The 22191-nt window shown below is 40.4% G+C and carries 17 protein-coding genes; 7 read left to right on the plus strand and 10 right to left on the minus strand.

Annotated features, from left to right (window positions below; all coding sequences use genetic code 11):
* The first annotated feature begins 42 nt into the window (after positions 1-42).
* Both mnmC and KCG35_RS15400 read left to right on the plus strand, forming a co-directional pair.
* On the plus strand, positions 43-2130 hold the full coding sequence (gene mnmC, locus KCG35_RS15395; protein WP_215820679.1) for a bifunctional tRNA (5-methylaminomethyl-2-thiouridine)(34)-methyltransferase MnmC2/FAD-dependent 5-carboxymethylaminomethyl-2-thiouridine(34) oxidoreductase MnmC1: 2088 nt from the start codon (positions 43-45) through the stop codon (positions 2128-2130).
* A 91-nt stretch (positions 2131-2221) separates the two neighbouring features.
* Complete coding sequence (locus tag KCG35_RS15400) at positions 2222-3532, plus strand: NAD(P)/FAD-dependent oxidoreductase (RefSeq protein WP_215820680.1); 1311 nt, start codon at positions 2222-2224, stop codon at positions 3530-3532.
* Positions 3533-3625: 93 nt separating this feature from the next.
* Here the strand turns inward: KCG35_RS15400 and KCG35_RS15405 are convergent, their stop codons facing one another.
* From KCG35_RS15405 to KCG35_RS26695, 4 genes are all read right to left on the minus strand, one after another.
* A complete protein-coding gene (locus tag KCG35_RS15405; protein ID WP_215820681.1) occupies positions 3626-5056 on the minus strand; it encodes a hemoblobin-interacting domain-containing protein in 1431 nt (476 codons plus the stop codon).
* A 13-nt stretch (positions 5057-5069) separates the two neighbouring features.
* The gene (locus KCG35_RS15410; protein ID WP_215820682.1) at positions 5070-5453 is read right to left on the minus strand and encodes a hypothetical protein; all 384 of its coding nucleotides are present in this window, start codon (positions 5451-5453) and stop codon (positions 5070-5072) included.
* Positions 5454-6134: 681 nt separating this feature from the next.
* Complete coding sequence (locus KCG35_RS15415; protein ID WP_215820683.1) at positions 6135-6545, minus strand: group I truncated hemoglobin; 411 nt, start codon at positions 6543-6545, stop codon at positions 6135-6137.
* A gap of 1235 nt (positions 6546-7780) precedes the next feature.
* Positions 7781-7915 (minus strand): hypothetical protein, encoded by a 135-nt coding sequence (locus KCG35_RS26695; protein WP_255561981.1) that lies wholly within the window; start codon positions 7913-7915, stop codon positions 7781-7783.
* A gap of 134 nt (positions 7916-8049) precedes the next feature.
* Here KCG35_RS26695 and dusA point away from each other — a divergent pair, with 134 nt between their 5' ends.
* Both dusA and tal read left to right on the plus strand, forming a co-directional pair.
* Entirely contained in the window at positions 8050-9036 is a 987-nt protein-coding gene (gene dusA / locus KCG35_RS15420) for a tRNA dihydrouridine(20/20a) synthase DusA (RefSeq protein ID WP_215820684.1), read from the plus strand.
* A gap of 78 nt (positions 9037-9114) precedes the next feature.
* Positions 9115-10068 carry a transaldolase gene (gene tal / locus KCG35_RS15425; protein WP_215820685.1) on the plus strand — a complete coding sequence of 318 codons (954 nt, stop codon included), beginning with the start codon at positions 9115-9117 and terminating at the stop codon, positions 10066-10068.
* Positions 10069-10145: 77 nt separating this feature from the next.
* Here the strand turns inward: tal and KCG35_RS15430 are convergent, their stop codons facing one another.
* On the minus strand, positions 10146-10631 hold the full coding sequence (locus KCG35_RS15430) for an STAS domain-containing protein (protein WP_215820686.1): 486 nt from the start codon (positions 10629-10631) through the stop codon (positions 10146-10148).
* Entirely contained in the window at positions 10628-11812 is a 1185-nt protein-coding gene (locus KCG35_RS15435) for a SpoIIE family protein phosphatase (RefSeq protein WP_215820687.1), read from the minus strand. Before KCG35_RS15435 ends, KCG35_RS15430 begins: the two co-directional genes overlap by 4 nt.
* Positions 11813-12105: 293 nt before the next feature.
* Here KCG35_RS15435 and KCG35_RS15440 point away from each other — a divergent pair, with 293 nt between their 5' ends.
* Positions 12106-12432: a PilZ domain-containing protein gene (locus KCG35_RS15440; RefSeq protein WP_215820688.1), complete on the plus strand. Its 327-nt coding sequence runs from the start codon at positions 12106-12108 to the stop codon at positions 12430-12432.
* Between the two features lie 80 nt (positions 12433-12512).
* On the opposite strand, the gene KCG35_RS15445 is transcribed toward KCG35_RS15440, so the two are convergent.
* Together KCG35_RS15445 and KCG35_RS15450 are read right to left on the minus strand one after the other, a co-directional pair.
* Positions 12513-13199 carry an MlaA family lipoprotein gene (locus tag KCG35_RS15445; protein ID WP_215820689.1) on the minus strand — a complete coding sequence of 229 codons (687 nt, stop codon included), beginning with the start codon at positions 13197-13199 and terminating at the stop codon, positions 12513-12515.
* 714 nt (positions 13200-13913) lie between these two features.
* Positions 13914-15512 carry an alkaline phosphatase gene (locus KCG35_RS15450; RefSeq protein WP_230409202.1) on the minus strand — a complete coding sequence of 533 codons (1599 nt, stop codon included), beginning with the start codon at positions 15510-15512 and terminating at the stop codon, positions 13914-13916.
* Positions 15513-16465: 953 nt separating this feature from the next.
* Between KCG35_RS15450 and KCG35_RS15455 the strand changes: the two genes are divergently transcribed.
* Positions 16466-17296, plus strand: a complete 831-nt coding sequence (locus tag KCG35_RS15455; RefSeq protein ID WP_215820690.1) for an HAD-IA family hydrolase — start codon at positions 16466-16468, stop codon at positions 17294-17296.
* Between the two features lie 41 nt (positions 17297-17337).
* Here the strand turns inward: KCG35_RS15455 and KCG35_RS15460 are convergent, their stop codons facing one another.
* Positions 17338-18900, minus strand: coding sequence for a M28 family metallopeptidase (locus tag KCG35_RS15460; protein ID WP_304956755.1), 1563 nt, complete (start codon positions 18898-18900; stop codon positions 17338-17340).
* A 962-nt stretch (positions 18901-19862) separates the two neighbouring features.
* Between KCG35_RS15460 and KCG35_RS15465 the strand changes: the two genes are divergently transcribed.
* Positions 19863-20441 (plus strand): PEP-CTERM sorting domain-containing protein, encoded by a 579-nt coding sequence (locus KCG35_RS15465; RefSeq protein WP_215820692.1) that lies wholly within the window; start codon positions 19863-19865, stop codon positions 20439-20441.
* Positions 20442-20599: 158 nt separating this feature from the next.
* On the opposite strand, the gene KCG35_RS15470 is transcribed toward KCG35_RS15465, so the two are convergent.
* A partial coding sequence (locus KCG35_RS15470; protein ID WP_309227402.1) for an FGGY-family carbohydrate kinase occupies positions 20600-22191 on the minus strand: 1592 nt, incomplete at its 5' end.

Raw genomic sequence — 22191 nt, forward strand, 5'->3', positions numbered from 1 at the left:
CTAAAGAGAATACAGAAGCTGGATACCATGGAGTAAGTAGTTTTGACCACTGAGCATCCAGAACAAAAAACTCTTCCCGCCACGATTCACTGGGATGAGGACGGACAACCCATATCCACTCAATTTGATGACGTCTATTTTTCACGTCAATCAGGTTTAGCTGAAACCCGCTATGTTTTTTTACAGCATAATCAATTGCTCCCACGCTGGCAGCAACTGAGTGATCATCAACATTTTATTATTGCAGAAACAGGTTTCGGCACGGGCCTTAATTTTTTATGTGCCTGGCAACAGTGGCTTGAGGTTTGTAAGCCCACTCAATCATTATCATTTATTTCTGTTGAAAAATACCCGCTGACTAAAACTGATTTAGAAAAAGCACTCAAATTATGGCCTGAACTGCAACCACTTTGTGAAGCGTTACTTCGTCAATATCCACCTTTTTTTACTGAAGGTATACACCGGTTTAATTTTGCACATGGCAGTGTCCAACTGACATTATTAATTGGCGATGCACTTGAGCAACTGCCCCATTTAGCTTTACAACAGGGGCAAGCAGGCCTTAATAATTGGTCTGTTGATGCCTGGTTTCTTGATGGTTTTGCGCCCGCCAAAAACCCTAAAATGTGGCAACCTGAATTATTTACAACAATAGCAAGCTTAAGTAAAACAGGCACCACATTAAGTACATTTACTGCCGCAGGTATTGTCAAACGGGGATTACAAGCTGCTGGTTTTAATGTCGAAAAAACGAAAGGGTTTGGTCATAAGCGAGATATGTTAATTGGCCATTTCACCAATACCCCATCGACCATGCCCACCATTCCTTGGTGGCAACCTCCCCCCGCTATGTTTAACCACTCATTAAATAAAGTATCAACCAAAACGACAAGTATCGAGCCAAAAAAAGAGGCCATTATTATTGGTGCAGGGCTGGCTGGGGCCAGTGTTGCATATTCCCTCGCACAACGAGGCTGGCAAGTTAAGGTGCTAGACCAACACGCAGGTCCAGCTCAAGCCGCATCCGGTAATCGCCAGGGCATGCTTTATACCAAACTCTCCGCTCACCAGACACCACTATCACAACTGATCTTAGCAGGTTATCAATACACCACCCGTCTTCTACCCCAACTACTCCCCTCTGAAGTCCATCAAGGAAAAAGTTGGGATAACTGCGGATTAATTCAATTAGCATTCAATGAGCAAGAAGCCAAACGTCAGGAAGCTTTAGTAGAGAGTGGGCTATTTCCAGCACAACTATTTGAGTTCCAAACTGCAGAGCAATTAACCGCAAAAGCAGGTAGTCATATCCAATACCCAGGATTATGGTGGCCGACCAGCGGTTGGGTATGGCCACAGGCACTGTGCGAAGCCATGCTGGCCCATCTAAATATCACAACCTATTATCATCAACAGGTAACTTCATTAGTACTCCAGACAGGAGATACTGAACAAGGCTGGCATGTGACCACGGCAGATCAACACTGGCAGTCACCTCACGTTATCATTGCTGCAGGCCATACCTGCCAAACATTGTTGCCTGACGTTGAGCTGCCTATGAAAGCCATTAGAGGTCAAGTCAGTCAGTTACCTTTCCAAGGCCTAAGCCCCAAAACAGTCATTTGTGGTGATGGTTATATTTCACCCATGGTAGATAATGTACTCCATGTAGGGGCAACCTTTACTCATGACAATGCCGATAGTACATGTACTGTGCAGGATCGACATGAAAACCTTCAACGACTCAGTCAGCTCATACCTGAACTTTATGAGCGTGCAGAAAATACACTAGACCCTGACGCTATAAATAATGACAAGGTCGGCTTTCGCTGCAGCAGCTCTGATTACTTACCTATTGTCGGGCCAGTTCCTGATCAACCCTACTTTATCGAGCACTATGCTCTACTACGGCAGAACGGCAATACAACGTTTACCACCCCTCCGCCTTATCAGCCAGGGTTATGGATTACCGCAGCTCATGGCTCCAGAGGACTCATTACAGCACCACTGGCTGGTGAAATTATCGCAAGTTACCTAGCGGGAGAACCTATACCGTTATCAACTGAAGTATTACAAGCCATTCATCCAAGCCGCTTTTTAATAAGAGGATTAAAACGCCGACAAATTTAATAATCTAAAAGCCGCTTGATGAATAACCTCAACGAAAGGTATAAAAGTATCTCCAGGTGACGGAGATACTGATAATAAGGATAATGCGCCCATGCTTGATGGCTTCAACTATGATCCTATAATACACACCAAAAACCATCCTCTGTCGTATTATGCAGCAACCCGCCTACCCTGGACTTGGCCTCAACTTCAAGGTATGCAAGCGGTTGATGTGTGTGTTATTGGTGCAGGTTTTACTGGTTTGAGTACCGCACTATCACTTGCCGAGCTTGGTTATCACGTTGCCGTGTTAGAGGCACATCAAGTTGGCTGGGGCGCCTCTGGCCGTAATGGTGGTCAAGTGTTAACTGGCATCGGTCATGGGCTAGAACCATTTCGTAAAACCCTTGGTGAAACGGGTATACGACTCTTGTGGGATATGGGGCATGAGGCGGTAAAACGAGTCACTGACTGCATCGAAAAATATGATATTAATTGCGACCTTACCTGGGGTTTTCTTGAAGCGGCCTTAAAACCCAGCCATATGAAAGCAATTACAGACCATATTGAAGCCTGCGAACACTACCACTACCCTCACCGTTTACAGCAAGTCAATCGAGAAAACATCCAACAATATATTAATTCTCCAAAATATGTTGGGGGACTCATTGATATGGGGGGCGCCCATATACACCCTTTAAATTTATGCTTAGGAGAAGCGCAAGCAGCGACAGAATTAGGCGTACTTGTGTATGAAAACTCCCCTGTACTCAACATCAGCCGTGGTAAAAAAGTAATCATTCATACTCCAAATGGTGAAATTACAGCAAATTATTTAGTTGCAGCAGGTAATGCCTATTTGGGTAATTTAATTCCTGAAATCAGTGGTAAAATTCTACCCGCTGGCAGCTATATGATTGCGACAGAACCATTGGGCGAGCTCCGAGCTAAACAACTACTGCCTTATAATATGGCCGTGTGTGATTTACGTACTGTGCTGGATTACTTTCGACTATCCGCTGATCACCGGCTACTGTTTGGGGGATTATGTACATACTCTGGGAAGCATCCCAAAAATATTCAACAGTCACTCTACCCTGCCATGTTAAAGGTTTTTCCACAATTAGCAGGCATTAAGATCGATTATGCTTGGGGTGGTTTCTTAGGTATTGGAATGAATCGCATGCCGCAATTAGGGATTATTGACAATAACATTATTTATGCACAAGCCTATGCAGGCCATGGTGTCAGCGCGAGTCATTTATTAGGTCAATTAATAGCTGAAGCCATTAATGGTGACCAAACACGTTTTGCCATACTTGAAAAAATAAAACATATGCATTTCCCAGGCGGAAGACGCTTCAGGTCACCGCTATTAGCTCTAGGAATGTTGTATTACCAGTTAAGAGACTGGTTACTCTAACGCCACAGGCAGCCTTCACTCAGCAAACTGAAATTTTATTTAATCGTCTGCTACATAATCTGCAGCAGACAACGTTTTGCTTATGGATAGCCCTTACTCACCTTTCCATACTTCCAGAGTCACATCTCTAAAGCCTTTAGCAACCAAGGCAATACGATTTTTTCCAGACATAAAACGTCCACTATCAGTAATGATTAATACATTATCTTCAATTGTGTATTCATTAGGCCATAATTCGGTGGCAGCCACTTTGACACGTTCCAGGTTATTCAACCAAACCTGTATTTTTTCACTAGGCTGCTCTGTACGAATAATTACGTCACCTGTCGATTCATTAAGCGAAGCCTCAAGCTTAGGCGCTTCTTGAGCAATAGCTTGGTTAAAAGCAACAGCCTCACCAAAGTGCCCATCTGCCAGCATAAATTTCACTTGATAAGGCCGTCCTTGATATTCAACTGGATTTGACTGTAAAAAGTCGTCAAAAGTTAAATGCTGACCCTCAACCTCGGCTTCCATTATTGCATAGGTATAATCTTCCCAGCTGTAAAAACCCGAAGTAGCATTAATATTGCCTTTTTTACCACAAACCATCGTTCTCTCAGTATTTTCCCAGGCATCAATAATACGCGCTACGACACCAGTCTTATATCCAAGCGCCTGTAAAATATAAGCATTACCGACCAAGTCAAAATCAAATACAACGGCAGCATTCATATAAGGCCCTGTTGCAAGAGAGTTTGAGTCACTCTCTTCTTCAGAGATAACTGATGATGTGCTGTTATATCCTGCGGCAAACTTTAAAGCCCGCTTAGCTGTTTCATACCCCCAAGCTTTAATTTGTAAAAAATGGACACCAGGTGTCGTCACAACATGATCATTAATGGTCACTAAGTTAGCAACAACACGATAGTCGCTGTCAGCCAATACTTGATTATCAACAGCAACTTCATAGACAGGATTTTTAAAGCGGTAGTTTAAATCCTTCAGTTTAAGGGTAAGATCCTGCCCTACGGTAGGTTGACGACCATTCGAAACAAAAATCTTCGGTGCTTTTTTGGTTAAATGCACGTTAACAAAACGTGGCTTATAACTGTGAGCTCTCACCACAATTTCATGTAAGCCATTAAATCCTTCAAGTGCTGCTGACTTAGCATCAATCACAATAGCGTTATCCTGCAACTGCCATATTAACTCACGCTCATTGGCTGGATTACCCAGAGTCTCTGTTTTAGCCACTTTATAAATCGCCTGAGACCATACCTCATCTGCTGCAAAGGAAATGACAATATCATTTCCCAAAGGTGTATCATCTACAAATAAATACTGAGGCTCTGGTTGATCTGCTGTTAAGTCAATCTGAGCGTGCTTTGGATAAATACGGACATTACCAGCCTCATCAAAATAACGAGTATGGTAGTCAAAAACAGACATACGTAAATAGCCAAAGACTTCACCTGGTGCAGCATAAACTAACGACACATTGAACAGTAAAACACCAAAAACAGCCATTACTTGTTTTTTCATGCCCAGAACTCCCTTATCCATTTTTCAACGTCAATAATTGATGAATCGATCCTTGCGCTGACCTGACTTTTAACCAAGTATCACGAAGATTTGTTACCTCGACCTTCAACACCAATCCTGAAGTATCAACGTTTTGAAAAGTCACGGCTTTTCCATTCAAGAAAAAACGTGCATCAGTAGGAAGTATTTTTTTTAAATGAATGACTGCATAAACAGCATGTTGAATACGATAAATACCCGAGCTATCTGCTCTCAAGTATTCATCAGCTGAATTTACAACAATGCTATGATCAACAGAAGATCCTTTGCTAGCACCATGCACAGATGGCAAAATAGCTAAGCTACACACAAACAACAACAAGCTACCCTGAATGGCTGCCTTTTTAAAACGATTCATGATGTATCCCTATTTGAATCTCAATAATCTAACACTGCATGATTAACCAATCACACAATGCATAACTTCCTTATATCAGGCTAATCCAGTTCAGCGGTTACTTCATGACACGCTGTCTTGCGCGTTTAAGCCTCTTCACTATGGGCTGAACATAAAGTGTACGCTTATTATTATTGTTTTATATCTCTTCCATTAGAGATATAATTATTGGCGGTAGCTATATTAATTACCACCATTTTAGATGTCCAGCCAGATGCATTACTTTTAAAAAGCTTCAGGGATTCAGTTAATCTTTCATGAACAACAGACAACAAATAAAACCTAATGGTCACACAAAAGAGTTACCCACTAAACATATCGGTAAACCGCTCAAGATCCCAATTTTTAATATCCGATGCCTGTCCACCCCCCACTTCAACTAAAGGGCACCTCTAAAAATTGAACCAAAATTTCAATTTTTTAGGGGAGAGCTTAAATTCTAAAAGGTAAATGCAATTAATTATTATTTAATACTAAAAACCACGTTTTCTGGCCTTTATTATGCCAATTCCTACTCCAATACTGTGGACAGTATTGTAAAACATCCAACAAACAAACTTAAACACAGCACTCCTGTTCTCATATAGTGATTCTGCAGTCTTTCCCTGGTCTACTCATGCACAAATTCTACCATTACAGTCCCTAAGGAATATTAGTGACAATGTCTGCTTTCGTTGACTCTACAATATCCAAAAGCTCTTTGGTCTCATTTGCTGGCACCTGATGTTTAGCAAGTACCCCTTTAAAAATAGTCAACATACGATCCCACTCTTGTCCTGTTATATTTAAATGAGCATGAGCCTCTTTCATACCCTTTCCATGGTACTGACATGGTCCACCTGTAGCTTGACACACCATCGCAGTCACATGGTACTTCAAATAAGGAGAAGGAACTCGTTTTCTAGCGGCGTCAATTGCAGGATTTTGATTGAGAGTGGCATCAGGTACAAGCGCATCAATAAAGTCGCTGACCACAACAGAAATAGGCGCTAACCCTCCCAACCGCTCATAAAGAGAACCTCCCTGTTGTGCCTGGGTCTGCGTTGGCGCCATCAAAGCTCCTGCAAACAGAACAATTGCAAACCTTAATGGTGCCCAAATTTTCCTGCATTTATTTTGTTGCATAAACATCGCTCTGCCCTTTTGAATATAATCCAGTAGCACTATTCACTTTAGTATGTAGCCAGGCTAACGTAATAAGTTTAGACAAGCATGCTTATGTCATCTCCAGACAATAACAACTCACTCAAATCTCTGATGCAGCCATCTTGATTAAAAGCCATACAGCAGACCACAATGCTGTATATACATACAGATAGTGATTTTATAGCTATGAAACAGAATGCTTAGACACAGCGCCTCTCTTCTTACATGCCAGTGGTCATTCTATGATTTATACGGAGATTAATAATGGAGATATTCTGGTCGTTGACGACTCGTAGCGGTAAAATCATTGTGCCAAAGGTCGATGGTGATCTTACCATATCTGTGGTATTTCGATGTAGTGCATTAGCAGACAAAGGTTGGATAATGAACCTCGAAAACTGGCTCAGAAGAAATAATTAACTTCAAAAAGCTTAATATAAACGACCAGGACGGCATAGTAATGAAAAAAAATGAAAGACTAATTAGCGCGTTATTAATTTTATTACGCTTGAACATTTAACCCAAATCTTTAGAACCGTTATTTGTTCCACGCAAATGGATATTTCGCGTCTATTGCTAACCGAGCGATAGCCAAGATCATTAATTCATGCCGTAAAAAAACCTAGGTTAAGAATTTGTAATATAAGGAAAGGACAAAATGGCATTTAAACTAAATATAATTTAATTATTAATGGCAACGCATGGAAAAACAGTTATTCCACTGAATGGTGTAGTTAAAAATATTTAGGATAAAATCCACAAACTGCAAATTTTTTTTTGCCACATAGCTGTTTCAATAGCAAATTCAAAAATATTACATATCTGAATATTGGATTGTTGTCTATCTTTCTTCCTGGCCACGAAATCCAGACATCAACTGTTGATGTTTCCTCAAAGCTAATCCGACGACCTCTTCAAACCGACTTATCAGTAACCCAAGTAGATTGAGGATCTGGATTAACAGATTCTACAATGTTCAATCACCTCTGTTAGTAGCAACTAAAAATTGCCCCCTCTTGAGCCTCTCATTGTGACCAAGCGGTTTAATTTGGCCAGCTTCGGCAATATAGCTAAGGCAACTTAGCAGCTTTTAACTCTTCTAGCCCTTCAGCACTCTGTAACTCCAAGTCACGACGTTTTCCTCATGCCTGAGCAAGCCGTTCTCGATCAAACGTTCTTGATTCGGAATAGACAATCTTACCTTTACGCTTTACTCTCACCAACGCCTGGTAAGCGGTACTTCCATTTGCCCTAGAACGTTTTAAAATGGTCAACATTTGGTTCCCTCCTGTGCATGGTGCAGCATACTCCAAATGCTACACCATTTGCTGCACTGACAGGTGAAATATATTGTATTTTAGCGTTTTTTAAAACATTTGTTTGATTTAAGAGTGATCGATAACTAGTTGATATGACTAATAAAAGTAGTAAAAAGCTAAACCGAACTCTGAGCATTGCGCCCATGATGGATTGGACAGATCGTCATGAACGCTTTTTCTTACGCCTGATTACTCGTCACACATTACTTTATACCGAAATGGTCACAACAGGCGCTTTACTTCACGGAGATCGTGAGCGCTTTTTACAATTCAACCCTGAAGAACACCCAGTAGCCTTACAGCTTGGAGGTTCTAACGCTCAAGAGCTTGCATTGTGTACTAAGATGGCTGAAGACTGGGGATATGATGAAGTTAACCTCAATGTAGGTTGTCCAAGTGATCGCGTACAAAATGGGCGTATTGGTGCATGCCTGATGGCTGAACCAGACACTGTTGCCGACTGCATAGCACAAATGCAGAAGACTGTTTCTATTCCTGTGACAATTAAACACAGAATTGGTATTAATGGCCGAGAAGAATTTGAACAGCTCTGCCAATTTGTTGAAAAAATCTCCGCAGTAGGTTGTGAAACTTTTATTATTCATGCCCGCATAGCAATTCTGGAAGGATTAAGTCCCAAAGAAAACAGAGATATTCCCCCCCTTAAATATGACTGGGTCTATGCCATCAAAAAAGAATTTCCCCATTTGGAAATTATTTTAAATGGTGGTGTTAATACCATGAATGCAGTGCAACAGCATTTATCGTATGTTGATGGTGTCATGATTGGCCGTGAAGCCTATCAAAATCCTTATATATTGGCTCAAGCAGATGCACTTTGCTTCAATGACCATTATCCTGTCTTATCTCGGCATGAAATCCTTAGCCGATTTTATCCTTATATTGAAAAACAGTTGAATAATGGTACCCGCTTACATCACTTAAGCCGACATATTCTTGGCTTGTTTCAGGGGCAGCCAGGAGGAAGAAATTTTCGCCGTTTTTTAAGTGAACATGCTTGCAAACCAGAAAGTAATCTACAAACTCTGCAAGCAGCTGCAGCACTAACGGCTAGTTAGGTAACCACATTTCTTAACTAGCATGCTATACTACCCACCCACATTACAAACCCTTGCACTCACGGAGTTTATATCTGTATGCAGAACCAATTGGAACAACTAAAGCAAATTACCACAGTGGTTGCAGATACTGGTGACATTGAAGCCATAAAAAAATACCAACCCGTGGATGCGACAACCAATCCATCACTACTTCTTAAAGCCGCTGAACTTCCTCAATATCAGTCTCTCATTCAAGATGCTATTAGCTGGTCTAAAGTTCAAGGTGGAAGCCAGCAGGAAATGCTTGCTAATGCATGTGACAAACTGGCGGTGAGCATTGGTAATGAGATTTTGCAGGTTATTCCTGGCCGTATATCCACCGAAGTAGATGCTCGCCTTTCTTTCAATACAGAAGCAACTATCGCTAAAGCAAAGCAGTTAATGGCACTTTACGCTGATGCGGGGATTAGCAGCGATCGAATTCTGATTAAAATCGCTTCTACCTGGGAAGGTATACGTGCTGCAGAAATATTAGAAAAAGAGGATATCCAGTGTAACCTTACACTGATGTTTGGCTTTGCCCAAGCAGCCGCTTGTGCTGATGCAGGTGTTTATCTCATCTCTCCTTTTGTTGGTCGTATTTTAGACTGGTATAAAGCAGCTACAGGCAAGACCTACTCAGCCACAGAAGACCCTGGTGTACAGTCAGTTTCAACAATCTACAACTTCTACAAACAGCATGGCTATAAAACCATCGTCATGGGAGCCAGCTTTAGAAATATTGGTGAGATTCAAGAACTGGCAGGTTGTGATCGGCTAACAATCAGCCCTCAACTGCTTGATGAGTTAGCCTCTACCAATGAATCACTTGAGCAAAAGCTCAACGCAGAAAACTTAGGTGATTCAATTGCTAAACCAGCTGTTGATGAAACAAGTTTCCGTTGGTTTATGAATGAAGATGCTATGGCTACAGAAAAACTGGCCGAAGGTATCCGTAACTTTGCCATTGACCAAGTTAAGTTGGAAAATAAATTAAACCAGCTTTATTAATACTTTGAAGCCAACAGCAGCAGGAATGATCTAAATCTGCTGCTGTTTATTACATTAAATAGAAAGGATATTTTGCGTTATCCGTCACACTCAAGCGACTTCACTAAATCCTTGAACGCCTGACGGTTCTTTTCGTTCAAGCTCATCAACACTTTGTGCGCATCCAGCACTTTTTGCTTAGCTGACTCTTCTGAACATTCTTCAACAGGCACTTCTTGGAGGGATTGAGAAGGATGAGCCTGCTCACGAACCAAAATAAATACTTGGTCAAACCCCATACTCAGTAAAATACGCGTGATATCCTCATTTGTAGACACGACGGTGGGCACCAAGCCAAGCCTTTTCTTAGCCTGAATAGATAGTTTTGCTAACAATCCAAGTGATGTGCTATCAATTCCCTCAGTCTCTGTTAAATCAACAATCACTGATTTAAAATCAGGCTGAGCAAACATTTTGTCTAGAAACGTATCCAGGGTTGAGCAAAGCGTTAACCTCACATCACCCACAAATTTTAGAACATACGTTCCTTCATTTTCAGCAAATTGTATTTTTCCGGCTGTCATGACATATTCCTAGCCAACACCAGTAAGGCTATATCATCTGGTGCATCCTGCATTTTATCCAAGCCTAACGCTTGTACAATTGCACCAACCGTTGATGCTCCTTCACTAATAATAGACAGCAAATACGCTTCTTTATCTTTAAGGCGTTCTTGAGGTAGAACCTCCATGATGCCGTCAGAAAAGATAGTTAATGAAAACTGCGCTGGCAAATCCATTACAGTATTAGCATAGGTCGCATCATCAAATAATCCTACTGGTAGGCCATGCCCCTCTAGGTAATACTCTGTATCAGGTGTTGCAAACAAAGGGAACGGGAAGTGCCCCCCATAACTATATGTCAATTGATGACACTTCGTATCAAGAAATCCGCAGAACATAGTGACATGCTTGTCAAGATCTGCACTATTCAGTCCCTGATTGAGATAATCCAATAAATCAGCAGGCGTTGTTTGCTCAAACCGACCTTGCTTTTCACACTCCTCTACAAAAAGCATAGTCATATGCTTTAACAATACTGTGACAAATGCTGAAGAGGCGCCATGACCCGAAACATCTGCTAGATAAAAAGCAAATCGATGCTCCCCCATTGGGAAATAGTCTGCAAAGTCTCCACTTAAATAGAGTGAGGGATTGATATGATGAGCAAAAACATAATCATCTGTTGAGAATGGGCTTTGCGGTAGCATTTTCAACTGAACCTGACGGCCCGCTTTCTGATCTGCTTGTAGTTCCGCCAAGCTATTACGCAATGTCTGGATGGCTTCTTCCAAGTTCTCCCGATAACGCTGATTATCCTGCAATAATTGCGCATTTATCAGGGCCCGATTGATGGAGTGCTCAAGCACCTCTAGATCACCAATTGGTTTTATCAAGTAATCACTGGCACCCAGTCGCAATGCTGTAACTACATCAGACATAACACCCGCTCCTGATACCACAATCACAGGTGTATTGGGTGATATACCTCGAATGGTTTTTAAAACACCTAAACCATCTAATTTAGGCATACGCAAATCACAGATCACAAGATCAGGATGCTTTTCTTTAAAAACCCGAATGCCTTCTTCACCATTTTCAGCTTGAATGATCGCAAATCCACTGTCTTCAAGGTAAGCCACAATGCTTTCTCGGACAATAGGTTCATCATCAATCACCAAAAGCTTACTACTGTTGGTATTCATAAACGGACCTTGCAATACCTGCTTTTCGCAAGCTTTGTCTATCCTTTACAGAATAGGTCTTTCTTATGTTACTCAATCCAGTTATGTGACTTTACTCACTATAAATCTGGCTAATCACTAATTGCATTACATGAGGGGGGCAACATTACTCTTTTATATAGGAGACAGCAAGAGTGATTTTAAAATAGGCAACAATTTTTAACAGTCAGTCAAACTCAAGCAATAACACATAACCAACCGTACTTTTAACGCCTATGCTTACACTAACGGGGTGTTATAGAAAGAGGTTATCCATGAACCTAAGTAACCAGTTTTATACAGAAAAACGTGGCTTTATTCGGATGAAAATGGACACTCAGGCCAAACTCAAGGACCTGGCAGACAATGAGGGTAACCACTCACAGGCATCAATGGCAGTAAAGTGCATCAACTTAAGTAGTACCGGAGTACTCATTGAATCTACACAACCTATGGTGGAAGGCAGCTCACTCGAAATTACTATACCTTCTGAGCGTGAGGATTTTCCTGATTTTATTGCTGAAGGCACAGTAATTCGGGTAACTCAAAAACCAGCAAATGAGTTATATGAAGTAGCTCTAAGAATTGAGAAAATTATATAACAGACATGATGACTATCTTAAAAGCGGTATGAAAAACATACCGCAACTAGATATTTATCAAAATCAGGTAGGATCTTTTATTAAAAGTCGTCTTCTGGCTGTTCACCCGTTAATAGAAATTCACGGTTTTGTATATAAGTATCACGAATAAATGTGTACTTATCACCCAATATCAAATCTTCTGACTTTAATAGCCCTGCTCGCTTATCCACGACCTTCATAACATATAGTGCGTTTCTGGTAGGCACATTATCAACATATCGAATGGGGTTCATGTAACTATCAGGCACCATTCCAGTTGCAGAACGAGCAGTACTGGGACCAAGTAAAGGTAAAACCAAATAAGGACCTCGTGGTACTTGCCAATGGCCCATGGTCAAACCAAAGTCCTCATAGTTTTTCTCAAGCCCTATGTGTTCAGCTACATCAAGCATGCCCAACATACCAACAGTTGAGTTAACCAATAAGCGCCCCGTATCGTTAGCCGCTTGTTTTCCTTCTAGCTGCAGCAAATCATTAATGATGTTGGGTACTTCACCAATATTACCAAAAAAGTTAGTAACCAATTGCTCAACAGGATCAGGCGTCACATAGCGATATCCCTTAGCCACTGGTTTAAAAAAATTCTCATCCACTGTTTCGTTAAATTGGAAAACAGATCGGTTAAAACCTTCCCATGGGTCATCAGGATGCTCTGCAAAGCTCTGCCCTATTACACACATACTAAGCAGCAGGGAAAAAGCCGTTTTGCGTAACACCATTAACATTCGAAATCCTCAACCAATAATCTTTTTGCTCTCATGGAAGTATTTTATCTTGCTTGTCATTATCACGCACGTTGTTAGCTTTAAACTAATTCACACATGTGGATCAGTTATCACTTACTAACAGGCTATTATTATGCGAACTGCATAAATACCAAACAACTGAAGCTCATTTTAGGCTTCGACATTATACCAATCATGAGCTTGATGTTTTTTTGATCAATTCTTGCTACTACAAATACTTAACTTAAACAGTCAAATCAGTGCGTTATAAAGCAACTGACACCATTATAAAATTTTCAGCACTCAGCCACTCTCTGCAGTTATACATTCATGCCAGTTAAGTTAAAAAAGATTAGCAAAAAACACAGCGCACATCATTTGACGATCAAGCAACAGCTAATAACATACTATGAATTTTGTATAACTAAGTGATAATGCATCGACAATTATCAAACACTAAGCTCAAACTGATAACCCAAACACAAACTAACGGTGATTTTACCCAGTAATAACCAGTTTCAGCAAGCATCCCATTGAAAAAACAGTACTAATAACGTCGGACAAACAGAGCTAAACGAAGAAAGGCAAGGTGTGGGGGTAACAACATATCCCATATTGTATCTCTAAATAGTTCATTGTTACTAACCTGAAGGGAATGCCTGACCCCTTAAACAGTCAAGACACTCCCTTACATCTATTAAAGCAAGTATACGCTTACTGTAGCGCAGCTTTAAGTTTTTGGCCTACATCAGCATGGTGCTGTAACAATGAAAAATTACGTGTAACGTCCTTAGGACCATAAGCAAATACTGCAACCGGTGTATGAGTATGTGTACCCGTTCCCCAAACCACATTCTGCTGTTGAGATAATGCACGGCCAATCAGGTTATAGCGTATTTCTTCGCCATAAACATAAAATGCCGTAAAGTCATTAACCTTAGGTAATGTTTTTGCGCCAAGGTAATCATGTCCTTTTACATAAAAGGGGTTAGAATGATCTGCAAGAATCGCTTTAGCTTGGGCCTCAGTGACTTGAAAACCAGTACTATCACTGATTATTTTTGCCAATTCTACAGGCGTTTGCTTGGCTTTTGGTAATGCCTGATAATCTGCAATCATGTCACCAAATGTCTTATTTTGACTATAGATATCATCTAGCACACTGCGCTTAGCAAAATTGAAAAACGGGGCATAGTCAGTGCCTTTAAAGCCAGCACCTGGTAATTTCCGTGGTTTTGGCAAATTATTGGCTGAATAAGAGAAGCCAAATGAGCCTGTTTCATGGTCAGCCGTCAATACGACTAATGTGTCATCACGTCCCTTAGCCCATTCCAGCACTGCACCTATTGCCTCATCAAATTTGATCATTTCATGAAGCATAGTTCCCACGTCATTGTTATGACCAGCCCAGTCAATCTGACCACCTTCAACCATCAGGAAGAAGCCATCTTTATCTTTAGATAGGACATCAATTGCTTTAGTCGTCATTTCCTTTAACGATGGCTCATGACGCTGTTTGCTATCTTTATTATGAGTGTAAGCAATACCATCCATCATGCCTGAATTACTGAACAATCCAAGCACCTTACCCTCTTTAACTTTACTCAACTGATCGTGATCAAAGGTAAGTTGATAACCCTTTTTCTGGGCTTCAAGTAACAAGTTCCGTTCATCTTTACGTTTTGATTTGATGGCGACATTCTTGCCAACCAACTTTGCAACACCTTTTTTGCTGGCATCATCAGAGTTCACAGATGCTGGTATCCAGTGTCGTAAACCACCGGAAAGCATAACATCAGGACCCACATTCAACATATCCACGGCAATTTTATTTTCCAGTGAACGGTGAGGTTGATGTGCTGCGAAGGAAGCAGGCGTAGCATGAGTTAAACGCGTATCAGAAACCAAGCCCGTCGCTTTACCAAGCTTTTTAGCTTTTTCCAACACTGTTTCCACCACATTGCCTTGATCATCCAGCCCGATCATTTCTGAGCCTGCTGAAACTCCTAATGATAACTGCGTTGCAGAACATGCTGAGTCAACAACAACCCCGCCAGCAGGATAAGTCATAGATAGTCCAACGACACCGTCTTCAGCCATTCTGGTGATAGCTGTTTTTCCTTGCTTGTTTTTATAGATTGAATGAGGTGCAAGCCGTGCATACGACTCTAATAGGCCTACTTGTTGGGGCCCCATGCCATCACCAATCATTAAAATAACATTTTTGATCTTTTGTTCTGCATAACCACTAGACGCAACTGTTAACATTGACGCCGTGATCAATCCTGCGAATAAACCTTTTTTGGCTTTCATAATCTCCTCAATACTAACTTTGGGATAAACAGTGTTGAAAATATTTGTAGCTTAAATTTATAACTCAGTCAGCATTTTTTAGTTTGATTAAGAAGCTGACTCTTATACTAAACGAGCAGTGAAAGAGTAAAAACACGATCAGCTAAATAAAACCTACTGCACATGAGTTACAGTTTTTAATCAATACATACCTATTTATTTCATATGATAACAACTATACCTAACCTGTACCTTCAAAAATTCTCTTCCTAAACAAACGTTAAAGGTGCTAGCGTTTTAATATTTTTTGTCGTTTCATAACTTGAGGCATGCAACCTAATAAAAATCGCTACCAAATGCTAATTTTGTCGTATTTTTAACCAACATCGCTAAAAACACGGCACAAAGGCTAGCGTAGTTACATTACCAAATTGTTAGATATTAGGTAAAGAATTCCCTTATAATTAAAAAAATATTTAGTAGGCTTTGTATAAGAAAAAATCACAACTAAAGCTCTCAGCCTCCTTACTACTTTTTTCAGCTAACATTTTCTGAGTCAACTGATACTGTTCAAATTTCACTCTATAGAACCTATTATTAAGAAACTGTATATTAAATACTAGACAGATTGTTTTACTTTGAATATCGAGTCATAAAAGTGCTTTCATTCATACAGGATTCAATTTTTCTTCATAATTACTTCATATTTTAACTAACTTATCCCAAACCTATTGACAGCATGCCAGCTTTTATAACATTTTCCTCGCCTTACCTGACTGTCTAATCATAATTTATTGTTGATTTAGGTAATTATTGTTTATGCCGACTCACATAAAACCGTCTATTATAGAGTTTAGTAAGCATGCAATGTTCAAAAATAGATCATAATAACAACACAATTCACGCACCCTAAGGCTCTAGTGAATGCCCGACAACACATCGGATTGTGTAGCCACGCTAATGGGAGAGCCCCAATGCATCTCAATTATCACCGCAAATACTGCGGCAAAATACAAGCTGTCATTTTTGATATGACAGGTACACTGGTAGATTTTGGTGTTAAAGCTAATGGTCAAGCACTTCAACAGCTTTTTAGTCACTGCCAGATACATTTATCACCCGATATTTTACTGGCCATTGCAGATTTACCTGACTTAGCCCAGTTAACGTATCTGTTTAATATGGAGGGCTTTAAAAGCCAGTGGCAACAGCATCACAGTTCCCTTCCAGATGAAAAGCAACTCGAGCAGTTGATTATGCAGTTTAGAACACATCAAATAGAGTATGCTAGTCAACAACTTTCATTGCCTGTTGACAGTAAACCTGTCTTCCAATTTATACGAAAACAAGGTTATAAGGTCGGAGTCTGTACACATTACTGTCGTGATATCGCTAGTGACTTAATTCCACAGCTGACTGAACAAGGTTTAAAAATTGATCACTGGGTAAGTGCCGTTGATGTTAGCCAGCCTAGGCCAGCACCTCACCTCGCCCTCACCTGTGCGGTTGCTTTAGATATTATGAGTGTCGCCGCATGTGTCAAAGTAGATGATAGTCTCAAAGGGATTGAAGAAGGTCTTAATGCCGGCATGTGGACAGTAGGGACAGCCATTAGCGGAGAATACAATAACCGCTCAATGAGTGAATGGAATCAACTAAGCAATACAGAAAAAGATAAAATTCGTAGTGAAGCAACGCTCAGTCTTTACCGTGCAGGAGCACATTATGTTGTAGACACCGTCAGTGACATTCAATCGTGCTTAGAAGATATTGAAGCACGCTTAAAAAGAGGAGAGCGGCCTTAATAGCCGCTCGTTTTTTTCTTTTATATTGTCAATGGGTGTGACTATTTTAACCAGTCATTCCCCCAACGCTCTGGCTCGATTTTCTGAGCGGGCACTGTGCGGCGCATAGTATTAGCACGTAAAGGAGGTTGAATTGTCGTATTTTCGAGAGACTTGGTTGAGAAAGCAAAGATCAATGTGGTGAAGGCTGCAGCATCAGCATTGATATCAAGTGCTCGATCATTGATATTAGTAATATCATCACAAGCTTGATGGTAACAGTGGTCATAAGCTTTACCTGCTTCACCACCAAAACGCTTTGCTTCTTCTTCAGTTTTTATACCTTCTGCACCTGTAAACAGTCCACCAAAAGCAATACCTTCATTAAAAAACTCAGCATAATCTGAACGGAAACTTATTTCAGTCCCCCGGTAAGGTTGACCAAATAAACTAAAAAATCGCTCGAACGTATGCTCAATGACATCAGAACCTGGAGGGCCTTCAAGTCCAAAGGAAGAACCATCACCATCATAAATACCGTTAAAATAATTAGGTGAACCAATCATATCGAAGTTGAGGTATAAGGCTATTTTGTCTTTTTCCTCCTCAGATAAGTTCTGTACATAATGGGTAGAACCCACTAAGCCTGACTCCTCAGCCCCCCACCAAGCAAACCGTAATTTATTCTTTGGCATCAGATATTGCATTTGTAATGCAATTTCAAGAATTCCAGCACTCCCCGATCCATTGTCATTAATACCTGGTCCATCATCCACAGAATCTAAATGAGAACCCACCATCACCACATTATTAGCATTCCCGCCCTTTGATTCTGCTATTACGTTATATGTTTCAGTCGCAATACGTTTAACATTGGCAAACATTTGTAGCTGGGGAGTGCGGGTATGGACTAATGACTCTCCCACATCATAAGTAGCAAACATAACAGGGATTCCTCCACTGTAGTCACTACCTAATGTACCACTCATTAAGCCTTTACGATCTTCCGTATTTCCTTGATTAAAAATAATAACACCTACAGCGCCAGCCGCTGCTGCATTTTCAGCCTTAGAGCTAAAAGTACACGCACCACGCTGAATCAACGCAATAGTTCCTGCAGGGAAATTATCAAAGTCTTCTTTTTCACAACCACTGGTTGAATTATTATTGGGACCAAGATGAATATCGACAGGTGTAACAGGTGAACTCACATTACCTGGTTCAGAATGCGTCATCACTTTAAAATCAGTATCTTCCTGATACTGTTTTGAATCTGGTGCAAGCTGTACCATTGTCGAAGCACCAAGTTTTTCAAATGCAGTAAATGCAAAAGGTTGAACCTTAACATCGTAACCTGCAGATGACATTAAATTAACAACATAATCTACACTTTGATCAAAGCCACTGGTACCTGATGCCCTGGTACCACCATTAGCATCAGCAATCGTTTGAAACATTTGTAGATGTTTTTTTACACCATAGGCATTAACACACTCCATCAATTGCCAAGGCATACTATTAATGCCTTGATCACACACAGCGGTAGTGGTTGTAGAGTCAGCTGCTGCTAGGCCTGACGTGCCTCCTAATAACGCAATCATTGCCGGAAGAAGTTTTTTGCGCATGATGTCCTCCATATCGTTGCGCGGATTTTTTTATTGCTCAACATCCCTTTTTTCAAAGCATGACAGAAGAATCTATTCTGTGATTTTGTTAATTTGAATATGATGGCCAAATGCACCAAACTAACAATTAATCGCTTTAGTTAAGAGAATGCTCGCTATTATTAGTTTATTGCTCTAAAAAGCTTTTTACGGGTACATCCCTTCTGTAACTTTGTAGTTTTATTTTTACCCCTTCAATTTATACCAGCCATACTTCACACACAATACCAACCTAATACTTTATTTTTATATTTTGTTGTTTTAACATCAAACAACTGTCTTCTACTTACTTAAAATTATATCACTGTACAACCAAAAAAATTTGCATTATCGTACAAGATTCACTCACAACATATGCCTTAAAATATTTATACAGGTTGTCCTGACTCCAGTGCAATTACTTTTAAATACGTTAAGTAGCCGTTCTCCAAGAGAATATACCCATAACGAGGGGGTTTAGTGGGGCTAGCCTGATTTGTTAAGACTAACGATAACACCAACCGTTGTTTTAAAAGCGCTAGCTGGGCCATCAAGTGACTGGTGTGGTCAAGAACACTGACAACAAACCCCTTGCGTCCTAGGGGGATATAAATGATTCGTGAAGGGTATACTGTGAGTGAATGTTAAACAAGTAGTAACTCAGCATCAACCACAGCAAATATTTTCAATAACAAAAAAACGTTCGACTTATACAAAACAGCTTATATAAAAAACAACCGATATAAAGCAATACTTTACACCATTTTAGTTGACCTGGTTGTAGTAAATAATAATGATATAAATGTCTTGTACCAAAGACATAAGACACCAAAAATGTAGGGTTTTAAACGAAGCAAATCCACTACTGCTGTGGTCAAGGATAAAACCCTTACTACAATAACAAACACGCTAGGTACTTAAATAATATACATAAGGAGTCATGGATGAAGTCAATCTATAAAAAAATTGCTGGATTAACCTTTGCGATCTGTGCCACTTCAGCTCAAGCAAGCTTACTAAGCTTTGAAGATATTAATCCTGGTAGTAATTTAGAAGTTATAAATAATTACGGCGGTTTTTCTTTTGGTGGAGATGGACCTTCATTAGTATTTAATGCAAGCCAGCAAGCAAAGGGCTTAAAAAATGCAGCTATTGACGGAATTAATGCAGTGCTAAATTTTTCTGGCCAAGACATCATTATGCGTTGGCTAGGAAATAGTTTAATTAATTTTAATGGCGGCTACTGGGTAAGTGATAGCAATGATAGCCTAATAAGCTTTGAAGGATGGCGTGATGGCCAGCAGATTATTTCCAGTGAGGTGTTTACATTAAGTGATGCTCAATCCACCCATATTCAATTAGGTTGGACCAACATTGATCAAGTTGTAATCAAAACCCATTCACCTACCGTTTGGGGTATGGATGCACTGTCTTTTACCCAAGTACCGACTCCAGCAACACCTGTCTTATTAATGCTGGGTGGTTTAGGATTAATGTTTAACAGAAAAAAACGTCGGTGTTAATTACAAGTCTCAGTGAAGTTTTCAAGAACTTCAGCAAGTATTAATGTCAACATTCAGTGGCTTCACTGTGGGTAAAAATTTATATACCCATAGTGAAGTTTTAAGTAACAAAAGCTAGATAGATTGAAGCTAAAAAAATCGATTATTGATTCATATGCTCAGTATGACGGGTAACCTGTAATCTGCTGAATATTCTTATATAATGGCCGTAACCTGCCAAACATTTTTTTATAGACTTTACCATAAAGTGCATTATATAACTTAACATTTTCCGTATGCGGCAAAAATGATTTATCATGCCGTGTCATAGCAGAAACCGCTTCTGTATAGGTTGAATAAACCCCCAAACCAACATAAGCATTAATTGCGGCTCCAAGCCCAGATGTCTCAACGGTATGTGGACGCTTAACGGGTAAGTCAAAAATATCAGCGGTCAACTGGAGTACGGCATCACTTTGAGCCCCACCACCTGATACCCTGATAGACTTAATAGCGGTCCCACTACGTGCTTCCATTTGTTCTTTTCCTGCCCGTAACGCATAGGCTAACCCTTCAACGATAGCACGATATAAATGTGCTCTCGTGTGAACATCACCAAAACCAATAATTGCACCTTTACCAAAAGGTTGCTTTAATGCTGGAGACCAATAAGGCTGTAAAGTTAAGCCCATAGCACCGGGAGGAGACTTTGCCAGTAACTCATCGAATAATTTTTCCGCGGGAACACCGAGCTCCTTTGCACGAAGCTGCTCTTCCTTACCAAATTCACGCTTAAACCAACTTACCATCCAGAACCCACGATATACCATTATTTCTGTATTATAAGCTTTGGGAATGGCGGCAGGATACGGAGGAATAAAACGAATGGGCTCAACATACTTTTGCTGAATGGTATTAATGGTTGCAGTGGTACCATAGCTTAAACAGGCAACTTCCGATGCCAATGCACCCGCCCCCAATACTTCACAAGCCTTATCAGAGGCAGCAGCAAATACAGGTAATCCAACCTTTAAGCCTATGGCTTTAGCTGCCTGCGGTGATAAATGACCTAATAATGCACCTGGCTCGTATAACGTTGACAACTGTTGTGTCGTAATACCCGCCAATGACCAGCGCCATGACCCTGTTTTTGCCCACTGTAAACGTTTATAATCAAAAGGCAAATAACCAACCATTGCCCCTGTTGAATCTACCCACTCCCCAGTTAACTTATACAGTAAATACCCAGACAAATAGACTACATATGCCGTTTTATTCCATATTTCTGGCTGATACTGCCTTACCCAGTTTGCTTGTGCTTTACTTTGTAAATACGTTAGTGTTGACGATAACCCCAAAAGACCTAAACCACATTTTAAATAACCTGGCAAAGGTAACAGTTGTGTCGCTCTGCGCTGATCCAGCCATAAGATAGCAGTACGTAGTGGTATACCTTGTTGATCCAGAAAAACAACCGAACCTCGCTGACAAGTAAGTGCTAATCCTGAAATTTGAGACTGATATTCTGGGTACTTTTGCCATAATTGTTGACAAGCCGTCGACAACTGCTGCCAAAAGTAATCAGGTTGTTGCTCTGCCCAACCAGGCTGTGGTGATATGTATGCTTGTAACGCAATTTGCTGCTTTGCCAAAAGTGTTCCGAACGTATCAAAAACCATTGCTCTGACACTTTGAGTACCACAGTCAATTGCCAACACTAATGGTTCTTTTTCCATGCCTTTCTCTAATAACATGATAAAAACAACTATAG

It is taken from the genome of Zooshikella harenae (assembly GCF_018837975.1).
Lineage (GTDB): Bacteria > Pseudomonadota > Gammaproteobacteria > Pseudomonadales > Zooshikellaceae > Zooshikella > Zooshikella harenae.

Bases quoted from the DNA above. Each gene is read 5' to 3' on its own strand.
- KCG35_RS15400 (WP_215820680.1), top strand. From the start codon at position 2,222: ATGCTTGATGGCTTCAACTATGATCCTATAATACACACCAAAAACCAT.
- KCG35_RS15405 (WP_215820681.1), bottom strand. From the start codon at position 5,056: ATGAAAAAACAAGTAATGGCTGTTTTTGGTGTTTTACTGTTCAATGTG.
- KCG35_RS15410 (WP_215820682.1), bottom strand. From the start codon at position 5,453: ATGAATCGTTTTAAAAAGGCAGCCATTCAGGGTAGCTTGTTGTTGTTT.
- KCG35_RS15415 (WP_215820683.1), bottom strand. From the start codon at position 6,545: ATGGCGCCAACGCAGACCCAGGCACAACAGGGAGGTTCTCTTTATGAG.
- KCG35_RS26695 (WP_255561981.1), bottom strand. From the start codon at position 7,915: ATGTTGACCATTTTAAAACGTTCTAGGGCAAATGGAAGTACCGCTTAC.
- dusA (WP_215820684.1), top strand. From the start codon at position 8,050: ATGACTAATAAAAGTAGTAAAAAGCTAAACCGAACTCTGAGCATTGCG.
- tal (WP_215820685.1), top strand. From the start codon at position 9,115: ATGCAGAACCAATTGGAACAACTAAAGCAAATTACCACAGTGGTTGCA.
- KCG35_RS15430 (WP_215820686.1), bottom strand. From the start codon at position 10,631: ATGACAGCCGGAAAAATACAATTTGCTGAAAATGAAGGAACGTATGTT.
- KCG35_RS15435 (WP_215820687.1), bottom strand. From the start codon at position 11,812: ATGAATACCAACAGTAGTAAGCTTTTGGTGATTGATGATGAACCTATT.
- KCG35_RS15440 (WP_215820688.1), top strand. From the start codon at position 12,106: ATGAACCTAAGTAACCAGTTTTATACAGAAAAACGTGGCTTTATTCGG.
- KCG35_RS15445 (WP_215820689.1), bottom strand. From the start codon at position 13,199: ATGTTAATGGTGTTACGCAAAACGGCTTTTTCCCTGCTGCTTAGTATG.
- KCG35_RS15450 (WP_230409202.1), bottom strand. From the start codon at position 15,512: ATGAAAGCCAAAAAAGGTTTATTCGCAGGATTGATCACGGCGTCAATG.
- KCG35_RS15455 (WP_215820690.1), top strand. From the start codon at position 16,466: ATGCATCTCAATTATCACCGCAAATACTGCGGCAAAATACAAGCTGTC.
- KCG35_RS15460 (WP_304956755.1), bottom strand. From the start codon at position 18,900: ATGCGCAAAAAACTTCTTCCGGCAATGATTGCGTTATTAGGAGGCACG.
- KCG35_RS15465 (WP_215820692.1), top strand. From the start codon at position 19,863: ATGAAGTCAATCTATAAAAAAATTGCTGGATTAACCTTTGCGATCTGT.